1 protein-coding gene (only partly in view) is annotated in these 21,752 nt (G+C 68.7%); it reads left to right on the forward strand.

What is annotated here, in order from left to right; genetic code table 11:
* Window positions 1-21,752: the 5' end (the start) of a LacI family DNA-binding transcriptional regulator gene (locus AB4Z47_RS07600; protein ID WP_441949028.1), read on the forward strand. It continues 42,802 nt past the right edge of the window; 21,752 of the gene's 64,554 nt are visible here — the first part of the coding sequence; the start codon lies at window positions 1-3; the stop codon falls past the right edge of the window.

Consider the following 21,752-nt stretch of genomic DNA (forward strand, 5'->3'; position numbering starts at 1 on the left):
TTGGGTTCTGATGTGTTTCAGCGGCAGATCGGTGCGGAGTTGATCCTGTCGGGGAGCAATCTGGCGGCGAGTCCGTCGTTGGAGGCGAAACGTCTCTACAGTGAGGCTGCGGCTGAGCGTGGCCGGTTGCGTGAGCAGGCTGAGGGGGTGAAGGCCGAGCAGCGTGCGCGGCAGAAGAAGCGCACGAGGCGGGTGGGTCGGACCCAGGCCCGGTTGGAGGCGGCGCTGGGGCGGTTGCGCGAGGGGCAGCCTATTGATGCGGGTTTGCAGGCGCAGCTGGATCGGGTGAGCGCCCGCACGGGCCAGACCACGCAGCAGGTGCTGGAGGCGCGTATCGGGAATCTGGAAGAGCGTGCCGCCAACCGTAGGCGGGTCGAGGCGCAGCGGACCCAAGAGCGTGAACACGAGTTGGAGACCAAGGCTGATGCGGAACGAGACCGGCTGCTGAAGCTGTCTTCGGATGCCGGGCAGATGACTGTGCAGCGGTGGCGGGGGATGTCGCGGTTCGAGCAGCTCGAGCATCAGACGATGATTCTGGGTGAGGGCGGCACTTTGGTCACGGTGTTCGCGTTCGATACCTCGGGCGGTAACGATGTCGGCGGGCATGTCGTGCATTTGACGTTCGAGCATGGTGTGGTGATGATCTTCGACCCGTCGACGGGGTTGAAGAAGGTTTTCACCCCGGACTCGATTCCGGGGGTGACGAACAAGATCTGGGTTACCGGGATCCGGTTCGACGGTTCGAAACTGACTCCCTACACCGTCAACGTCGCCAACGATGACGATGAGGACGAACGCCGTCGGGTGCGGCGTTTCCTCGACGCGGACGAGCGAGACCGGTTGCAGCGGCAACGCGATCACGCGTTGGACCGGTTGCGGGCCGAGCATCGCGACACCCGTGCACAATTCGATGATGCTGTGTGGGCGGCGGGGGTGTCCGACCCGCAGGTGCTCGATGGGTTGCGTGACCCGGATCGCTACGCGCAGGTGCTGGACGGCCTGCCGGCGCCTGTGGTCACCGACACGATGACGGCCGAGGATCAGGCGCGGCTACTCGCGGCGCGGGAGCGGTTGCGTGACAACGTCGCTCACCTGCACAAGATCGAGCAGACGATGCGGATGCTGCAAGAGGCGTTGGCGCAGCCGCCGGATCTCACGTTGACCCCGCTGCAGCAGATGGCCTACCAGCAGCGGGTTCTGGGACTGCTGGGGGCGGTGAGCGACTGGGTCGGGGCCTTGGACGATATCCGGGTCCTGGCCGCGGGGGTGGAGCGCGCGCGGCTGCACCGGTTGCTGGGCGGGGACTTCGACGCGGAGCTGGCGCGGCTGAGTGACAGTGCGGACGCCGCCGCGGGTGAGCCGCTGCGCAGGTTGGCGGCGGTGGTGCGGCGCGCGCCGGCGGTGGCCGAGGACCTGCAGGCCGCCCGCGAGTTGCTGGCGCGGTTCACCACCACGCCGGCCGGGGGGGCCGCGGCGGGGGCGCAGCTACAGGCACGCCAGGAGCTGGGTTTTGTGCTGGCACGGTTGGACCAGCAGTTGGAGGCGGCTCGTGGGCAATTGCACACCGCGGCCACAGCGGCGGGCCTGGATGCCGACGCTCGTGCGGTGTTGCTGACCACGGGATTCGAGGGCGAGTTGGCCCGAAGGCCCGATTCCTCACCGAGGTGGCGGGTGGTGTCGGCGAACGCGCACTACTACCACGAGCTTTCCACCGTCGTCGACCAGTGCGCGAGGCTGCGGGCCCGGATCAACGACCGCGCTACGCACTCCCGGCAATGGCTCGACGACACCATCACCCATGCGAGGAACGCGCTGGCGTGGGCCACCGCAGCCCAACAGGCGCATGACGCGACAACCTACGGTCGACCCCAACCAGACCCGCACCCGGGCCCGCAGACAACCCGCCCGGAGGATGCGCCCGACCCGCACGCGCCGGCCCGCACCCCGGGCGAGGTCCGCGCCGAGATAGCGCGGTTGCGCCAGCTGCAGGGCCAGGCGGCCGCGCAGTTGCAGGCGCAGCAGCAGCGGCTGGACACCGTGATCGCGCGGGATGACGCACAGATCGCGCAGCGGGAATCGGACCTGCGCGCGCTGGAGTCCGACCACGACGAGCTGGACCGCCGCCGCTGGGAGGCCCAGCGGCGGTTGGCGCAAGGAGAAGGGCCCCGGTGGCGGGAGGGGCCACCGTTGACGCAGGAAGAACTGGCCCGCCAGGAGGGGGAGCTGGACCAGCAACAGCGGGCGCTGCAGGACAAGCAACACCAGCTGACACGGGAGCGCGATGCCTTCGCCGCCTCCAGACAGCGACTGACCGAGCAACGACGCGCACTGGAAGAATCCGAACCCCAGCAACAGATCGATGAACTCACACGCCAGATCGACGAGCTGACCGCACAACTACCCCAACCACCCACCCCCACCCCAGCAGCCGACACGGTCACCGACCCCGACACGCTCACCGCGCCTGACGCGCTCACCGGGCCTGACGCGGTCACCGGGCCTGACGCGGTCACCGGGCCTGACGCGGTCACCGGGCCTGACGCGGTCACCGGGCCTGACGCGGTCACCGGGCCTGACGCGGTCACCGGGCCTGACGCGGTCACCGGGCCTGACGTAGATGCGGTTGCCGAGCCGCGGGGTTGGGGTGGTCGGGTTTCGGAGGCGGAGATGGGTCGGCTGATCCGTCGGGTGTTCGATTGCTCTGATGCGTTGGGGGATTCGTGGCAGACGCTGGCGCGTGAAGAGCTCGATGCGGGTTCGGTGGTCGGTGTCACCGAGGCGAATCAGCAGCGTGACGCCGACCGGGGGGTGATGATCGGTGAGGTCGTCATGGTGGCGGGTCGCCCGTTCCGGTTGGCTGTCACCTCGGCGGGGGTGGCGGGCAGTGCCGAGGGGTATCGGGCGGCGCCGGTCGCGGCCGCGGCGGCGCGTGACAGTGTGCGGACCTCGTTGCAGGAGCATGATCCCCAGACACCGGTCACCGAAGCCGACCGGGTGCAGATGGTGCGTGAGGCGATCGATGCCGCCCACGCCGCGGTGGTGCGCTTGACCCGCCAGGACCAGGCCCGCCGCATCAGCGAGGCCCTCGCCGCGGCGCAGGCCGCGCTGGGGCCCGACGCCGACCCGCTCAGCGAACAAGCCCAAGCCGAGATCCGTGCGCGGGTGCGCCAACAGATCGACACCGAACTACTCGCCGGTGCCGCGCCACCGCAAGCCAGTATCGCGGTGGTGATATTGGATGCCGGGATCGATGGCGAGCCGGGAGGATTCACCGCGGGCTCGATAGGCGGGGACCGGGTCGTGCTCCTGGACCCGGACAACCCGGACGACTCCCGCCCGGTCACGGTCGAGGGTTCCGGACGCGACCATACCCTCGGACTCAGCATCACCCACACCCACAGCACCGACAGCACCGACACCGACAGCACCGACACCGACAGCACCCACAGCTCCGACACCGACAGCTCCGATACCCACAGCACCGACAGCACCGGCACCGACAACACTCACGGCACCGGCACCGGCACCGGCGGCACCGGCGTTGTTTCTGCGGGTGGGCCGCCGACGGATCCGGGGCATTACATCAGCAGTGGCGCGGTCACCGGGTCCCAGGTGTTGTTGGCGCATACCGCGGGGCTGGGTGGCACGACACGGTCGACGGCGTCGCTGGCGGGGGAGTTCACCACCGGGCGGGGCCTGTCGGAGGCGATGACCGCACTGGTCGACAACTCTCCGGAAGACCGGGCCCTGGCCGGGGTCGCGGTGTCGTGCGCTGCGACCGAACTGCACCCGCCCACCACACCGCAACCGCAACCGGAATCGGAATCGGGGCCCGCGCCGGGGCGGGTGGCTGATGCGGTGTTGCGGGCCGGGGTGGCGGATCTGGCCGGGTATCACCTGGCGCGGCAAGAACTGAACGAGGCGGCCGAGGGGTTGCGGCAGGCCCGCCGACTGGATCGGGAAGCCGGGCATCGGCCGGTGGATGGGTTGGGGCCGCTGGAGCGGCAGGCGCGTACCGTCGTTCGGCGGGCCGCGCGCCGGCTGGCACAGACGCAGACCCGGATCGATGCGCTGGTCGAGACACTGAGTGTCGGTGCCGGCACCGGTGTGGGTGTGGGGCTTTCGCTGCAGCAGCGGCAGCGGTTGCGGGATTTCGGTGCGGTGGTGGCGCGGTGGAATGGGGCTGATGCCGCGTTGCGGGCCGCGGATCCGGTGGACGAGGCGACGGCCCGGCTGCGGGAGGAGGCCACCCAGGCGGTGCATGCTGCCGCGGCGCGGTTGGCTGCCGATCCGGTGTTGCGTCCGGTCGCGGGGATGGATGGTGGCTGGGGCCGAGTCGAGTTCGATGTTGGCGCCGCTGTCGCCGATGGTGTGGCTGTCGCCGATGGTGGGGAGGGGCCGGTGGCGTATTTCGATACTGATCTGGGTGAGGTTTTCGGGGTCAGTGATCAGGGGACGGATCCGGCGCGGCCGGTCAATCAGGATTGGGTGGATTGTGAGGTGGTGGCGACCCCGGCCGGGCCGGTCCGGGTTTCGGTGGTGTGTCATGGTGATGAGGCCAGCAGTGGTGGGTTCCGGGCCGCGCGGGTGGCCGCGCAGGTAGCGCGGGAGCGTTTGGCCGGTTTCGCTTCCGACGAGCAGGGCGAGTTCACTCCGGAGCAGGCGCGGCGGGCGGTGCGTGAGGCTATCGATGCCGCGCAGGCGGCGGTGGTGGCGTTGACCGAGCGTGACTACGGCCAGGATCCGCATCCCCCGAAGACGACGATCGCGGCGGTGGTGGTGTCGGCGGGTCGGGACGGGCAACCGTCGCGGTATGCCGCGGGCAGTGTCGGTGATACCCGGGTGCAGGTGTTGCGGGCGCGTGGGGAGTCGGAGACGGTGACCGATGAGGACCCGAACGTGTTGGGTCGTGGTGAGGGTCCGCGGGAGCGGGATGATCCGCTGCACGGGGATTATGTGCATACCGGTGAGTTGGCGGCGACGGATGTGGTGGTGGTGGCCACCCGCGGGTTGTGGGCCGGCCATCCCGAGGCGGGTGAGATGGATGTCGTGCTCGATGACGGGCACAACCGTGACCTGCGCGATATGGGTACCCGGTTGGTGCGTCGGGCGCTGCTGGGTGCTGCGGGCAATGTCACGGTGGCGTTGGTGTCGGCGGCCACCGTGGAGACGACGCCGCGGCGACTGCCCCCGCCTGCCGCGACGATCCCGGTCTGGTTGCGTCGGTCGTATCGGGTGTTGTCGGAGGAATACGGTCTCGCCCGCGACGAGTTGTGGCGGGTGGCCGCGGAGGTGGGGGTGGACCCGGAGGGGTTGGTGACCCCGCAGGGGTTGGCTGCGGTCGCCGAACAAATGGCGGATGCGGGGCTGGTGCGGGGTGTGTGGCTGCGGGTGGAGTTGGCGGCGAAGCATTTCCAGGACATCGACGCCCAGGCGCGTCGATGGGGGCGGTGGCTGACCCGGCCGGATGCCCGCCCGGCGTGGGAATGGTCCGATGACGACGCCGATTACCTGTTGGCGTTGTCGAATTGGGCGGTGTCGCGGCGCGGGCTGCAGACGGCGGTGGTGGACGCGGCCGAGGAGTTACTGGCCCGCGGCCGCGGGCAGGCGGCGCGGCTGCTGGCGGATTTGCCGCGGCTACTGGACAACGATGCCGGGATCGATGTCGCTGCGCTGCTGGGTGATCCGGCGGTAGCGGCCGCGGCCGCCGACTACACCGAGGCGGGACGAATCCTGGCCCGTAGTGGGATGCGGTTGGGTGCCACCAGCTCCCGCGACGGGAGCCTGCAGATCCCGCCCGGGCTGGCGCGCGGCTACCGGATGCTGCTCGCCGAGAGCCGCGACGCGCGGCGCCGGTTGGCCGGGATGCTGGGTTCGCTGCCGGTCACGATCGCGGATCTGACCGGTAACGGTCATCACAGCGCGTTGGCAGCGTTGCGGGAGCTGGTGGGCGAAGCGACCGCCGAGCAGGACGTGTTGCGGCAGTTGGCGAGCGAGGTCGCCGCGGACCCCGACCAGCTACGGCAGGTCACCGCGCAGCTGGCCGCTTCCGAGGAGCTGGTGGCCCGGATCGGATGGGTCCAGGACCTCACGCAGCGCTGTCACCGCGCCGAGGGCCGGATCCTGCGTCTGCAGCAGCGCATTCGTGAGCACGGCGACGGACGCGACACCATGGCCGCCACCCCGCGCCCGACCCTGCCCGCCGACGACCCCGGGGTGAGCGCGGCGCAGCGTGAGCGGGCGCGGCGGCGCTGGCAGACCATCCAATGGTTCGCCGCCCCCACCGCGGACGGCACCCCGTCGCCCGCGGACCTCGCGACGCTGTGGGCGATCACCGATTCCGGGACCCGGCGGGCGTTGATCACCGCGGTCCCGGAACTACTCGCCCCAGCCGAGGGGCTGCCGCTGCAGGTCCGTGACGAGGCGATGCGGCTCAAGCTGCGCCGGGCACGCCAGCAGACCGACAGCGACCCCCGCCGCCAGCAGTGGACGAACCTGCAGGTCGAGTTGCTGTCGGCGGCGCAGCAGTGGGCGGCGCAGGTGCCCGGGCATCCGGCAGTGCAGATGGTCGGTGAATCCGGGGCGATGCTGGTGATCGGTGACCTGGACGCCGCCGAGGAAGTCCGCTACCACGCGGTCGATCAACGTTCCCAGGCCGGGGTGGCGACCTTGATGCAGGCCACCGCGGCGGCGGTGGACGACGTCGCGACCGCCGCCCGCCCGACGGCGGCGGTGGTGTGGTTGGGGGCCGACGGTGCCGGGTTGGCGCGCACGGTGGCCACGATGCTGCAAACCCGGGCCGACACCGACCAGCCGCTCCCGCAGGTGGTGTTGGTCGGCCACGACGACCTCGCCCCGACACACCAGCAGACCCACGCACGGCCGCACGCCGACCCGGACCTGGTGCTACACGCCTTCGACGACGAGGCGTTGGCCGCCCACCAGGACCGCATCGACATCGACGCCCCCGACCCGGGGATCACGGCGTGGGAGCCGTCGCATCACCTGCACGGGGTGGCCAACAACTGTTTCCCGCAAGCCGCCCGCAGCGGGCTGTCCAGGATCCTGACCCGACTGCGCCGCGACCCCCACACCGACCCGGCCGTGCTCGCCGAGCTGCGACACCGGATACAGCTGATCGACATGTACGGGGTTCCCGACAACGGAGTCGACGGCGTTTTCGGTGCGCATCTCGCCGGCGCGGGCTGGAACCCCGACGGGTTCACCGATTTCGACGCGCTGGCCGCCGCGGTCCCGCAAGACGGTGTGATGATCGCCGCGGTCGCCTTCCCCGGCTTCCAACACCGCGGTGTGGCTGGCGCGCACGCCGTCGAACTGCACTGGGAAAACCATCAACTCATCGTCCAAGACACCGACCGCCCCCCGATCCCCTTCGAACAATGGCGACACAGCCTGCCCACCACCGTGGCAGGCCTGCACGGTATCGCGATCAACCCCGACGCCACCGCCGTCCACCCCCTCGACCACCAGGGCCGCACCCCACCCACCGCCGGTATCGCCTACCCCATCGCCAACATCGGCGCCCTCCCCGAAAACCCCGGCCTCGGCGCCGCAGCCCTCGGCCTGGCCGAACGACCACCCACCCCCCCACCGCCACTCACACCCGACCAAACCACCACCCAACTCCAACACACACTCCACACCCTCACCACCCAACGAGATGCCGCCCTCCGCGAAATGGACAACGCGGCTGACAAATTCAACGAGTTGAACCCGACACGCGCGGAACGTGCGGACCAGGACTCGCGGAATAGGCTGCGCTCGAAGGGATTCCTCACCGAACTCAACCGGTTGGCGGGTCCATCACCCGAGTCGCCCGCCGTCCCGAGGCCGCTGCCGAACCAGGTACTCGACTCGTCACACACCCAGCCGTCCGGGTGGCAGGTCTTGGCCGCGCACACCAACCACTACCACGAACTGGCCGACATGGCCGATCAGGTCACGGTATTGCTGGCCGAGATGACCAGGGACGTGCACTCGCCACAATGGTTGGCTGCGGCCGGGCGCTTCGCCACCGCACTCCCCGCGTGGAGCACCGCGCTGGACGCGGTCCGCGACGCGCACCTGAAGCAGCACCCGATCGACAAGGCCGAAAGCCGCGAACTCATCCGTCGGGCCGTCGCCGCGACCGACCCGCTGCGGGCAACCTGGGCGGCCCTCGCCCAGGAAACCATGGATGCGTTCGACACCGCCCTAGCCGTGCCGGTCGGTCCGCTGCACACGGCGGCCGATATCCGACTGGGCAGTGAACTGTCCCGGTTCGCCGGCAACGTTGGTGTGCAGCGCACCGCTCTGCGCGCCTCGCTGGCGGCGGCGGGACAGGAGTTCGGGATACACCCGGACGGACTGAGTGCTGCCGATATCGACCTGCTGCGCGACGGTCGGGACACCAGGGTCGCCGCCTTGGCCGAATTGTTGGACCTGAACCCGCTACAACTGAGCATGACCCAGATCGGCATCCTGGCAGATGTACCGGACCTGGGCGGCACGGAACGCACCATCGCGCAGTCGTGCCTGCGCTACCAGCATGCGATGGACGTCGCGAATCAACTGTGGCGGACGGAAACCTGGGCTCGGGGTATCGACGCGGTGGAGGGGGCGTTGCGGCAAGCCTCCGGGGAGCGGACCGCAGCGTACGAGCGTTACCGGAAAATGCGCGATGCGCACATCAGGTCGTTCCCGTCGGACATGGACCTGCCGCACGACCCTGCGGCGGGTCAAGTGAACCAGGTGCTCGCCCGACCCTATCTCAGTTATTCTCGACGGCTGCCGGCCGCGACGATAGGCGTCCCGGACCTGCGGCGACGTTCGTTGCGTCAGCTGGCCGCGGTGGCCACGGAATACGGGTATTGGAACCGGGTAGCCGAGCATCTGTCGGTACAGTCCGGGCAGCTCGACAGTGTCGCGGGAGAACGTCTGCGACTGGCGGGGCAACGCTTGAACATCGAGGCTCGATTGCGCGCGCTGGCCGAGCAGGCCGGTGTCGCCATGGACGATCTCGGCGCACCCGAACATCGGCGACAGCGGTTGAGCACCCTGCTCGACGACGCGAAAACCCAACTGGCGCGGCTGGGGGATGCGCAGTCGGAGTCGGACCCGGTGACCGAGGCGTTGGCGCTGCGCGTTGCACGGCTGCGGCACATGGTCATTGCCGCGCACGAATCCGAGCAGATCGCCGACCACATCGATTACTTCGACAATCAGCTGGACCAGGCGTTGGCATCGCCCACTCGGCAGCGGGTGATCGACGAGGTTGCCAGAAATGCGGCCGGGCAAAGCCTGCTGTCCGATACCCGGTTCTACGGATCCACCTCCGCCGTCGGCGTCGTGGACGGCAGCGCCGCGCCGGTCGTGAGGGCCACGGGGCCGTCATTGGCCGAAGCCGCCACAGTCGAGCCGCCTGCCGCGCCACCCGAGATCGGTCACCTGCGCGAGCACCTGTTCGGCAACGAACAGCGGAAGATCTGCGGTCCCGAAGTGCAGCAGCGGATCAAGGACGCCTTGGGTGATGTGGGTGCCGACATCGAGCCGGTGGTCGTCGACGGCGAGGTGGAGCTGGAGGGGATCACCGACGAACAGTTCGCGCGCGGCCTGAAGGGCGGATGGCGGGATAGGCCGTTCGGCCATGGTCGTCGCGGTCTCGCCGCGGCGGTGCACGCGGTGCGCCACGGCGGCCGGATAGCGGTCGGTGGTGTGATCCAGCTGGAAAACAACGTGGGCCACCACGCTTTCGCGGTCATCCGGGTCACCCAAGACCTGATCGACCAACATCACCTGCCGCAGCAGTGGTTGGGCCGAGTGGTGGTGTACGACAACGCAGACCCGGTCGCCCGACACACCACGCCTTCTTCGGGCCTGGTGCGCGCTGCGACGGCCGAAGGCGGCGCGAGCCGGGGTTGGATCGACCCGGACGAGGTGGACCCCTGGCTGGACCGTGCTGCCGTCGACGCCGGCCAGATCGACGGCGTCGAAATCGGGGCCGACGGCAAGCGGCTGGTGACGTTCGAAGACCGCCCATATCTGGGCGACGAGCGCGTCATGGTCGGAGCCCGCCCGAAAGGCGGTGATGACTCGCCGGGAGCCGACTACGAGGGGAATGTCGTCCCGGCTGCGGCGATTCCGGCGGAATTGCGGTCGGACTATGTCGATGTGCTCGCGGAGCGGAATGCTGCGGCAGCGGAGATAGTTACGTTGGTCGTGGACCGGCAGCTGCCGGTGGATCCTGCGCGATTGCAGTCGGATCGCTATGAGGATGAGCTGTGGAGGTTGGGGGCCAACGTTGATTTTATTGTGGGTCGTCCTGGCCCGGAGCGAAAACGCGACGAGTTCGCGTTGTGGGGCGCGGTGTTGCGGTATCAGCAGGCCGAGCGGATAGCTGAGCGGCTGGTCAATATTGCTGTTGCCGAACAGGATCCATACAAGCTGTCGCAGGTGGAGGGGCTGGCGCGGGATTACGCCGCCAGGGCGCGGAAGTGGATCGCGGCGCGGCGCGGGTTGGCTGTGGCGGTCGACGAGACAGTGGCCGCGGTGGCGGAGTTGGAGATGGCGTACCCCTCCATAGGGGTCGACACGATGCGAAATGGCATCCGCGACCTTGCCTTGCCACCCAGGGATCGCCGAGACCCGGCGCAGAACGAGGCGGACTACGAGTACCGCTCGGCGGTGGCACAGCTGAAAGAGCTCGACCGCCGGTTCGACGGGATGCAACCGTTCATTGTGCCCGAGCCACCGAAAGCTGCGGCGGTATCAGACTCCGATCCGCGGGTGGCGCTGATCCCGGCGGAGTCGCGCTCCGGTTTCGATGCGGTGATCGCCGAGCGGGATATCGCGGCCGCGGAGATGGCCGCCTTGGTCACCGAGCGGCAGCTGCCGGTACACCTGAGCGACTTGGACCGCCTGGGTACCGAGAAGTACCTGGATGAGCTTCGCGGGCTGGAGAGGCGCGCTCGGCCCTTGCAGCCGCTGGCGGAGATGGTCCGCGATGACGCCGCGTTGTGGGCCACGACATTGCGCTACCACGAGGCCAACCGGATCGCCCGGGGCTACTTGGAGTTGGCTGCTTCACGGTCGGACGGCGTGTTGGCGGACTATGCCTACGCGGCAATGCAATGGGCCGCGGCGCAGCGGCGGATCGCCTCGGTCGGCGGTGAGACCGAGGCCACCGCGGCGGAGTTGGCGTTGGCCCAGCCCTTGCGCGAGGTGCTGTGGAAGCTGGAAGGTCTCCGCGAAGAGGGCCTGATCGACCCGGATCGGCGCACCCCCGAACTGCGTGCCGTCATCGACGGTCACCGTGTGGCGACCGAACGCATTCGTGAACTGCACCAGCGCATTCCTGGCTCGCAGGCCGGTCCGTCTGGTCCGGTTGGTGAGCTGCGGGTCCCGATCGCGGGCCTCTTCGCCCGCGGCCGACAGCTGCTACAGCATATCCGTGCCATGGAAGCTGTTGCGCCGCTGAATGATTCGGTGGTTCCCTACGAATCACTGCCGTACGCACACGAACTCAACCTGTGTGGGCAGTGGCTGTTGGCGGATTTCCGGGGGTTGACCGGCCGGGACCTGCCGATTCCGGCGAATACCGGGTCGGCGGGCATGTTGGTCCGGGATATCGAGGATCTGATCGGCGGCCAGTCGCGGCTTTTCGGCGGCGGTGTCGGGCAGGTGGCCCGGATTCTGGACAACTGGGGTGCCGCGCGGCACGCGGTGGAGCCCGGCAGCGGTGACGGCATGTCGGTGATGGTGTTCGACCCGACTGTCACTGGGGAAGGCCCGCACGGGGATCTCGGCCACGCCTTCTGGCTGGTGCGTCATGTCCGCAGCGACGGCACCTCGTGGATCGAATTCCGCGACCCGGGCCGGGGTATTTTCCGGCCGTTCAACCCGGAAGACCCGGACGACCCGGTCCATGAACTGGCCGGGGGCGCGCTATGGGGGCTGTACCTCGACAAGCGGGGCAAAGCGCTGCGGTTCCCCGGCCCGAGGGACGCCGAGTACGAGCGTGTCCCGGCCGAACTCCGTGTCGGACGCAGCGCTGTGGCGGAACCGGGCGCCGACGTGCTGCGGCTGCGCCGGCACGCCGAAATCCGGTTGGCGCGACTGCGGGCCGTGCTGCACAGGGAACACGGGCCGGGGCCGGTGGGGCGCGGATCGGATATCTGGAACGCGGTGATCGCTGGTCGCAGCACGGCACGGGAAATCGTGGCATCGGCCTACGGGTTGGCTCCGGAGGATCTGCAGGGCGATGCCCGCGGCCAGTTCATCCTCGATGTGATGCGCGAGCAGTTCGGCCAGTCCAATGACATGCGGGCAGTGGCACGTAATTTCGAGCACTACTTCTCCCAGGGGCGGATGCTCGAGGAAGTCGAGCGGCTCGAGCAGCGCATTCAGCAACTCAGCATGCTGGAAGAGGCGGTTCTCGACGGTCCAACGCTGCCGAAGAACCAGCGACGGCAGCTGCGGGCGGCGCTGGCGCAACTCGATGAGCAGGCGCGGCACCTCGGCTGGGTCGACGCGTGGGGTTATCTGACCGACAGCGGCGAGATCGATGTCCGGCGACACGATCTGCACCCGTTCGCCCCGCACCTGGGGATACCGGCCCGTGAGCGGTTGCAGCAGCAGCTGGCCACCGTCAGCGGGGAGCTGGCAGGCCATCTAGGGGTCGATCCCCACACACTGAGCTCCGTCGACGACTTGCAGGGGCGGGCGGCGCGGACCGGGGCGCCGGAGAACCTGGTGCGGCGGTTCCGGGAGCTGGTGGATCTGGCCCAGCTGGCCGAGGTACTCGACCAGCGCGACGGCGAGTTGCCGAGGCTGACTGACGAATTCGACAACCGGGTGGCGCAGGTGCTGGCGCAGGCCACCGCCGGAAAACCGCGGAACTACGGCGGTGAGACGGCCCGGCCGAGCACCACCGGTGAGCTGAGCTCGATGCTGCTGCGGCTGCAGAACGAAACGGCAGCAGGCCTGCATATCTACCGGAGCAGGCTGATCGAGCTGGGCGGGCCGTTCGGTGTTCACCCCGATAGCGTGGGACCACACACCGGCATTCGGTTGCGGATGCTGCGCACCGAGAAGGCCGCGGCACTGGTCGACCTGATCAATTCCCTGGAGCTCGACCTGCGGGTCACCGAGGAACAGTTGACCCCGCTGTTCATCGCGGACCTGACCGGGCAATGGATGCTTCGGTCGGATGCGACCATATTGGCTGCCGCGGAATTGTTCGACCTCGACCAGGTGATTGCCGATACGAGCTCGTTGTTCGTCGCCAACAGCCGGATCGATGGGATCGACACGCTGGCTGCCGCGCTGCGCAGGGTGGCACTGGCCCAGCACCGCAACCGGATGCGGGTCCGTCGGCTGGAATCCGATCGCCGCCGGCACACCGAGGCAGAGGTCGAACACCACCGTTGGCAGCACTGGACGGGTCGGCTCGACCAACTCACCGAAGCGCTGGAGATCCTGGCCCGCGACGCAGCGCCCGCCCCCCGATCCTCGGCCGAACACCTCAATGTCGGGCCGAATTTCGATGTCCTGTTGGCCGAGCTGCCCACGCTGCTGGCCGGGGAACCGCTGATGCTCGATATCCCGGACGTCTTGCAAGGCAACTGCGCCCCGCCGGTGGTCGACTTCATCCGGGAATTCATCGCCGAGGTTACCGGACGTCCGGCGACCGCGCCGCCGTTGGTGGACAAAGGCTCGGCGCGGATCCAGGGCCGCACCGAGGGCGAGATCGCCCGCGCGGTCGGCGGTGACTGGCATCCCGGCGGATTCGATTCGCTGTGGGATGTGATCGGCCACGTGCACGACAACGGTGGGGCCGTGGCGGGCGTGATGAGCTTCGGCGGCGTCGGCGGACACGCCTTCGGGGTTCGCCGAAATGCCGCAGGTGCGGTGGTAGTTCGGGAAGTCGACGAGCACGGGGTGCCCCGCACCTACACCGGCGACATCGAGGTGCGCGAATGGGTGCGCAGGCGGGCGAGCCAGGGTGTAATGGACGTCTTCGGCATCGTCTTCGACGAACGCGGCCGTCCGGAAATCCCGTTCAAGGAATCCCGCGTCCCCGCCGCGGTCATCGGCCGCGGCGACGCCCCGGAAGGCTTCATTCGCGGGTTTCCCGGCCGCAGCCCACCGGGCGCGGTGCTGGACCCGAATGCCTTCTCGGCCAGAGGCTATTCCACTCTGATCGCCGAACGAGACTCCGCCGCAGCGGATGTCGAGGCGCTGGCGCGGCGGTTGCCGGTGCATGAGGCCGACCTGTGGTCGCCGGAACGGTACGAGGCCGCGCTGCAGCGGTTCGAGCGGGGGCCGTGGGCGGGAGCCAGGTCCCGAAACGGGCTGTTGCTGCGTGAGGTGGTGGAGCGCTATCACGCGATCGAGAGGATGATCGGCCAGGCTGCTGAGTTGGTTTTCGCCGAACCGGACACTGCGCGCGAGCAGTATCGGTTGCTGCTGCGAGTCGCCGACGCGGCCCGGGTATGGACTGCCACCGCTCAACAGTTGCGGTCGGCCCTGTCGACGCGAACAGCGGATCTGACCGAGCTGTTTTCGAATCGATATGCGGCGGAACTGGATTGGGTTGATCCACAGCGGCAGGACAAGGAACTGCGGAAGCTGACCTGGCGGCATCAACACGCCAGGGCCACTGTTCAGGAGCTGGAACAGCGGCTCACTGCCCACCAGGTGGGTCCGACCGCGGAACAGTTCAGTGTCCACGGTCTTGCACAGCCGACCGATCTGGTCACCGGTATTCGGAATCTGCAGGCGCAGCCCAGGCTGACCGCTCCGGATCTGCGGTTGGAGTTCCTGCCAGGTCAGGTCGAGCATGTGGGCGCCGCCGTTCGTGCGCTCGGTGACCAGCTGCGGGCGTTGGAGTGGCGTGATCAGGCGCAGGTCGATGCGGCGACTGCAATGGTGCACCAGGCCACGACGAAGGCGTTGCGCTATCTGGAGTCGGCAGAACCGGATCTGCGTGACGATGTGTTGACGGTGAAAGCCATGCTGCGGTTGTCCACCGACGAGGCCGGTTTCCGAACGCTGCATGTCTCGGTCGAAGTTTTCAAGAACGGGGAACCCTACTTCGATAACGAAAGCCCGGTTGACTCCGGTGTGATGGCGGATTCGCAGCTGGCGGCCCGGTTGGAGGGGTCGGGCATTCGGTGGGCTACGGAACCGTGGCTGGAAGTTTGGGCTGATTTCACCGAACCGCGTCCTGCGGTGCCGTCGGTCGAGCCGAGCGCCGATATGGCCACTTCGACAATGGATCCTACCGATGCGGCCCGGATCCGTCTGGTACATGCCTTGTACGACGACCACCACATCCGGTTGCACGGTTGGGAGGACGCCGATCTCGAATACCTGGAAGCCGCCGATCAGGAGATCCGAGACTGGATAGCCACACATAACGGCCGATACGACCTTCGGGAGATCATTTTCGCCGATATGGCCGGCCATTTCGGCGGAACGAGAGTCGTATTGGCTTCGGGCGTCACATTCCATGACGGGCACCGGGCTGTTGTTATCGACCGGAGGACGGTCACCAACCGTGCGTGGGTCATCGGAATGGAGGAAGCAGAGCGGCAGGCACTCGGGGATGTGCACATGCCGTCGCCGTATGTCCGCAGGGTTCTGCGGCACGAACTCGAGCATGTCGGTGATGGCGCGCGCAAGAGACTTCCTGCGGGCACGTTCCCAGAAGCGTTGCGACAGTCCTTCGAAACCTATCGGGAAGAAGGCGCTCTCCCGATGTCCGGCGAGCTTTCGCGGTGGCGTGAATCGCTCGCGTTCCTCCGTTGGCGAGGACAACTGTCTCCCTATGGGTTCCATGGCTCCAACCGGTGGGGACAGCTGAGGCCGGGGGAGGCTTTCCCGGAGGGAGCGGTATCGGGACTTTCCGCACTGACGGCATTGACCGATCCGGCTCGGATAGCGGCCTGGCACGCTGTTACCGGCAATGGAGTCGAGGCGGCACAGATCTATGTGTCCTGGCTGAAGCAGCGAGCAGCGTTACATCAGGCCCTGTTCGCGCCCGAGCCGGCCAACGCGGAGGGGTTGCGACAGCGTTGGTGGGGGAAGGTGAAAGCGTTGCTCGGGCAGTCGGGTTCGGTTTCAGAGCCGATCCCGCTTGTGGAGGACGGACTGGCCGGCTACGTTGCAGCGGACCGGCCGCACCTGGAAAACCAGTGTGGCCCTTTGGTTCTCGCCGATATCCTGACCGTCTTCAACCGCACCGATGTCCGGGTGCGCCCGGCGGATCCGCTGGCGGGGATGCTGGTTTCCGAGATCGAGGCGCAGATCGGCGGGCAGGCGGACTGGCTGGGTGGCATCGGCGAGGCGGTCACTCGGCTGAAGGAATGGGGCGCACAGCTGGACGCCCAGAAGCCCGGCGGGATGTCCCGCTCGAACCCGGACCGAGGCATTCCGGGCGGCAAGGGCGACGGTGTCGCGGTCATGGTGTTCGAGCCGGGTCCGAACGGCGATATGGGGCACGTGCGCTGGCTGGTGCGGCGGGTGAACCCGGACGGCACCGTGCGCATCGAGCTGCGCGATCCCGGCAAGGGTGAGCTGCGCGCCAATTTTGCGCCGGGACCGGACACTCCGGGCGGTCCGGGTGTGAAGGCGCTGTTTTTGGACAACACCGGGCATGCCGCGCCGCTGCCAGGCTGGGAAGGGGCCGATACCCGGCCGCGGGCCGGCGACGACTTCGCGGTCGGCGTCACCCAGGACGCGGTCGACGATCTGCAGGCCCAGACCGGCCCACCGACGCCGGAGCCGTCGCCGATGCCGCGGCGGGCGGCCGTGCCGGAGCAACGTCGGGCCAGGCGGGCTAAGCCATCGCATCCTGCGGATCTGGGGCCGGAATTGATCCGGATGGCGCGCACCGACGCGCGCCTGGCGGCGCAGTTGGAGGCGGACCCGGTCATGGCGCCGCTACTGGAGCCAGGGCCGGCCCTGATGCGGCTTATGATCAACCAAGAGAAGGCACGCGAGGCGATGGCGGGACTCGGGATTCCGCCGGAACGGTTGCGCACGGCCGCTCAGTTGCAGTACGAAGCCGCCCAACTGCTGGCTCGGGGTAATGTGCCCGCGTCGGTGCTGAGGCGGCTGAATCAGCCTTATGAGGTACTCAAGCGCTTCGAAGCGATCGAAAACCTCACCCGCCGAGCCGAACAGCTCGCCGAGCTGGAACAGGCGATGCACGAAGTGCATTCGCGATCGGGCGAGGAATTCCGGCGGCTGTCCGCGACAGTGGCGGACCTGGAGGAACTGGCCGGGAGAATCCATGCGATCGCGGCCGGCGACCTGACGCTGCCGCAGGTGCGTGGCCGCGATATCCCGCTGAAGAACTATGATCTGGACCCCGACCGGATGCCGCCGGACGCGCAGACCGAGGCCCGGTTGCGGGCGCGACTCGATGCGGCACGGGAACAGTTGGCGCGGCGGCTGCCGGGGGTGGATCTGGCGACGGCGTCCGATGCGGAGCTGACCCGACTGGCGCCGGACCCGGTCATGCTTCCGAAATTGGCGCGCGAGATGCTGCAGGAGAAGTCGAAGCACTGGAACTACATCCAGTGGATGGCGGGGGCACCGGATGGTGTGGACTACGCGCAGCGGCTACGGGAGATGCCCGAGGACTGGAGCGCCGAGCAGTGGCTGCAGGAGCAGGGCATCGCGGCCGACAGTCTCGACCCGGTGAAGGTCGAGGCCGCCGCGGACGCCACCGAATTCCAGGATCTGCGGCGGATTCTCGACCACATCGACGCGCTGCGCGCCAACCAGGACACGCTGCCGCGACTGGAGACCACCTTCAACTCCCGGCTGGAGGGACTGCTCGCGGTCACCCAGCACGTGGACGAGAACGGTGTCACCACCTACCGCCTGCCGGTCACCGAGGACGACATCAACCAGTGCGCGCAATGGGCTCTCGCGCTGCATGCGGCCGAAACCGGCAATCCGGACATCCTGGTTCCGGAATACGTTGGCCCGGAAGGAATGTTGCTGTCGGGCTACGTCGCGGCGGCGGGCGGCGAGTTGCGCGGCTTCCCAGGGGAGCCGGGTCGCCCGCCCGCCCGTCAGGCGGTCGATGCGCTGCGCATGTTGGGCGACAGCCTGCCTGCCGAACAGGCCGAGGGGCTGTCGGTGCTGATGGTCTACGGCCACAAGGTGGGCGACGACTACGGCGTGGGTGGTCACACCTTCCGGTTGCGATACACCCGTGGCCCGGACGGCATCGGCCGAGTCGTCTGGCAGGACCCGGGCAAGGGGATCAACGAGCGGTACCGCGGCGAGCTGGACAATACCGACCCGGCCGACCTGACCGACGTCTGGCTGATGGCCTTCGACCGGCACGGCAATGCCATCGAGCTGCCCGGAACCGTCGACGCCGCACCGACCTTCGACATCACCGTCGGGCATTCCTCGCGGCCCGAGGATCCCGGACCGCCGATCCCGCCGGCGGGCAGCCCGCCGCAGCTGGGCGAGACGTTGGCGCAGATCCGTGCCGACGCCGCAGATCGGGCCCCGCGGTTGCGGGCCGAACTCGAGCAGAAGTTGCGCGGACTGGAGCAGAAGCTCGGGTCGCGCGTGAGTGTGGACGAGCTGCTGGACGAGCGCACGGGGACCCTCCGCGACTGGCGCGAGCGTTATCGCGCCGCCCAGCGGGAACTGGCCGCTCACTTTCCCGGGGTGAGGGCGTACGACCTCTCTGACGAGCCCGTGGTGCAGCAAGTGTTCGAGATGCTGGCCGAGCGGACCGACAAGGACCCGCTGCTGGCTGCGGCCGAGCAGAAATTCCGTGATCTCTATGACCTGTTGACGCTGGTCTCGCAATGGGATGTGGCGCTGACGCGGATTCGCCAGATCGACGGGTTGGTGGCGGCCCTCGGCTATGCCGATGAGCGCTACCGGCAGGGAACGCTCACCGAGACGCACTACCGCGAGACGCTCGCCGAAGCCGTACGCCTGGAGGACTTGGCCCGGCAGATCCGCTACGCCGAAACAACATTCACCCTCGCCTCCGACGACCTTGCGGGACTGAACTTCAGTTTGAAGCTCGGTTTGCAGGCTGCGGGCAATCATTTCGAGGGCCCCGGGAGCCCGCTGCCCGACACGCTGGTGCTGGTCCGCCACGAGGCGGCCGAGCAGCGGGACAAGGCAGACGCCGATCTGGCGCGGATAGGTGTCACCCATTTCCGGCACCGCGACCTGGAAATTACGTTCGATCCGTACGGTATGACTGCCGCTGAGGTGGCGCGGCTGCGCACCTTCCGGGAAAAGCTGGCCGAGGCACTCGCCACGCAACTGGGGGACGTCACAGCGGCCGACTTGACTCCGGCCGAGGTCGAGCAGCGCTGGCTGAGATTGTCGCCCCGCAGCGACAATCTCCCTTCGGCCGACAATCTCGAAGCGACCCGCATAGCCAGGACGTTGCGATCCTTCGACGCTGTATTCGCACCAGCGCAGAGGTACGTCGACACCGAAGCCCAGGTGCGGCACCTCGAGGCGCTGGAAACCGCGCTACGCGAGGCCTATTGGCACCGGCAGGTGGCCATGCTGCGGGGCGGCACCCCGCGGCGCGACCAGTCCGGTCCCGAGACGCATGCGGCCGAGGTCGCCCATCGGTACTGGGACGAGCGCTACCGCCGCTTGCGTTCGGCGGCAGACACCCTCAGCGCCAAGGTCGCGGAACGCGGTTCGCTCTGGCAGAAGTTCGACGCCCCGCTGCGCCGCCTGGGCAGCCTGGCCGTCCAACTCGACGACGTGGATATGGGGGCGTGGGATTCCTACCGGGAACGTTCGGCCGGCCTGCGCGAGCTGCGCGACCAGGCGTCCGGCGAACGCCGACGGATCCTCGGCGACATGGTCGAGGCGAATGTCGAGATCGAGGAACTCGAGGCACGAAAAGACCTCCTGCACAGCGAACTAGCCGACGGCATAGCGGAATTGCCCGAGCTGATAGCAGCGCAGCCGACGGAGCAGGTCGCCGCCGACACCGGATACCAACGCCCGGACACCGGGGCGGGTGCGCGTCGGCAGCTGCGCGCCGAACTGGCCACGGTGCGCGCCGAAGCTGCCGCTGCCGGCAATGCGGCCCAGGTGGCCCGAATCGACGCGCTGCTGGTGGCAGCTCGGACCGCCTATGCCGAGAACATCACGGCGCAGCGCCGGTTCGACGACCGGTACCGCGAGCACCTGCAGAGCTTCCCCGCCGACACCGACGAACTGCCGAACCTGCTGCAGGCCATGGATGCCGACCGGTATCGGGTAATGGCTGCCGCACTCGACGCGAACAGCGCAGAGGCGCAACGCTTGCGGAGCCTGGTCGAGCTGAGCGAGGCCGCCGCCGAACACCAGCACAGGCAGACGCGACTAGGCCAATTCGACAGCCATGCCGCTCGGCTGGAAACCCTCGCCGAAGCACGCCGCCGCGCCCGGGAGACCCCGTCGTTTGCCTACCACGACGCGGTGCTGGACACCGCTTTGGCACAAGGGCTCCCGTCGGTCCGCCCGGAACCGGGCACGATCCCGCCACAGCTGCGGCGGGTGTTGAATTGCGCGGTCGCGGTGGCACGGGACGGCCAGGCATATATCGAACGGGTATCCGGGCGGAAGCTGAATCTCCCGGTATTGGTCGAGACGGGGGACATCCGGACGCACGGTGTCGCGGAAGTCGAACTGGTGCGGGCCCTGAACGCGGAGTGGGAGGAAGGCAGCCTCGGCTACGGTGTCGCCGGTCTGCGCGAGGCGCTCGCGCTGGTCACCGACCTCGATAATGAGGTCGGATTCGTCGCCGGGGCAATGGTATTCGGTGACAAGGGGGCGCACGCCTTCTCGATCGAGCGCACCGCCTCCGGTGACGTCGTGGTCCGGGAAACGATCGATGATGTGGAATACACCTGGACCGGGGCGCAGCAGATCGGCGAGTGGCTGGCCGAACGCGCCGAATGGGGCATCGACGAGGTGTACGGCATCGTCATCGGCGACGACGGCCAGGCCTGGACGCGGTACGACCCGAAGCGCGACCGTGCCGAGGTCATCGGCCGCGCCGCTCCGGCGGTGCCGATCGGCGGCGTGGCTGCCCTGGCCGAACCACGGGCTGGACCGGAGGAACAGACCCAGCCGTCGGGACGCCAGGACCCGTCGGCGGTCGCGGCCGGTGTTCCGACAGGGATCCACGCGGAGCTGGACGCGATCGGGCGGCGGCAGCTGCGGCACGAGATCACGGCCGCGGCGGCGCTGGCCCGAGCCGGGTTCCAGGTCGAGCATCAGAACGGCGGATTCCGGGTCGAGGGACGGGATTTCGCGCACATCGCCCCGGCAGCCAGGGACGCCGAGGCGATCCGCACCCTGCTTGCGCATCAGGGGGCCGGCAGGGTGGTGGTCTCGCTGGCCGACAGCGCCGTCTCGCCGCATGAGCTGGCCGCGGCATTGCATCGCAACCCGATTCCCGGCGTGCGTGAGGTCCTGGTGGTTGATCGGCACCGTGCGGTGCTGCAGGGCGGCCCGGACTGGTCGAAGGGATTGCTCGGGGTATTCAAGACCGCATGGGCAAGGTTCGGGACCAGCACCCCGGCGGGCCCCGACTCGGGTGGTCGTGGCGCGGGTGACGGTGGCGGCGCGGACGGGCCGCCGTCGCTGCCGCCGGACGACGGTTCGCCGGAGTTCCAGGGACGGCTGCATCCGGCGCTGCACGCCCTGCGGCGCGCGGCGGAACGGCGACGGGATGGCCTCCTCGCGGC

Source organism: Nocardia sp. 2TAF39 (assembly GCF_052114905.1).
Classification (GTDB): domain Bacteria; phylum Actinomycetota; class Actinomycetes; order Mycobacteriales; family Mycobacteriaceae; genus Nocardia.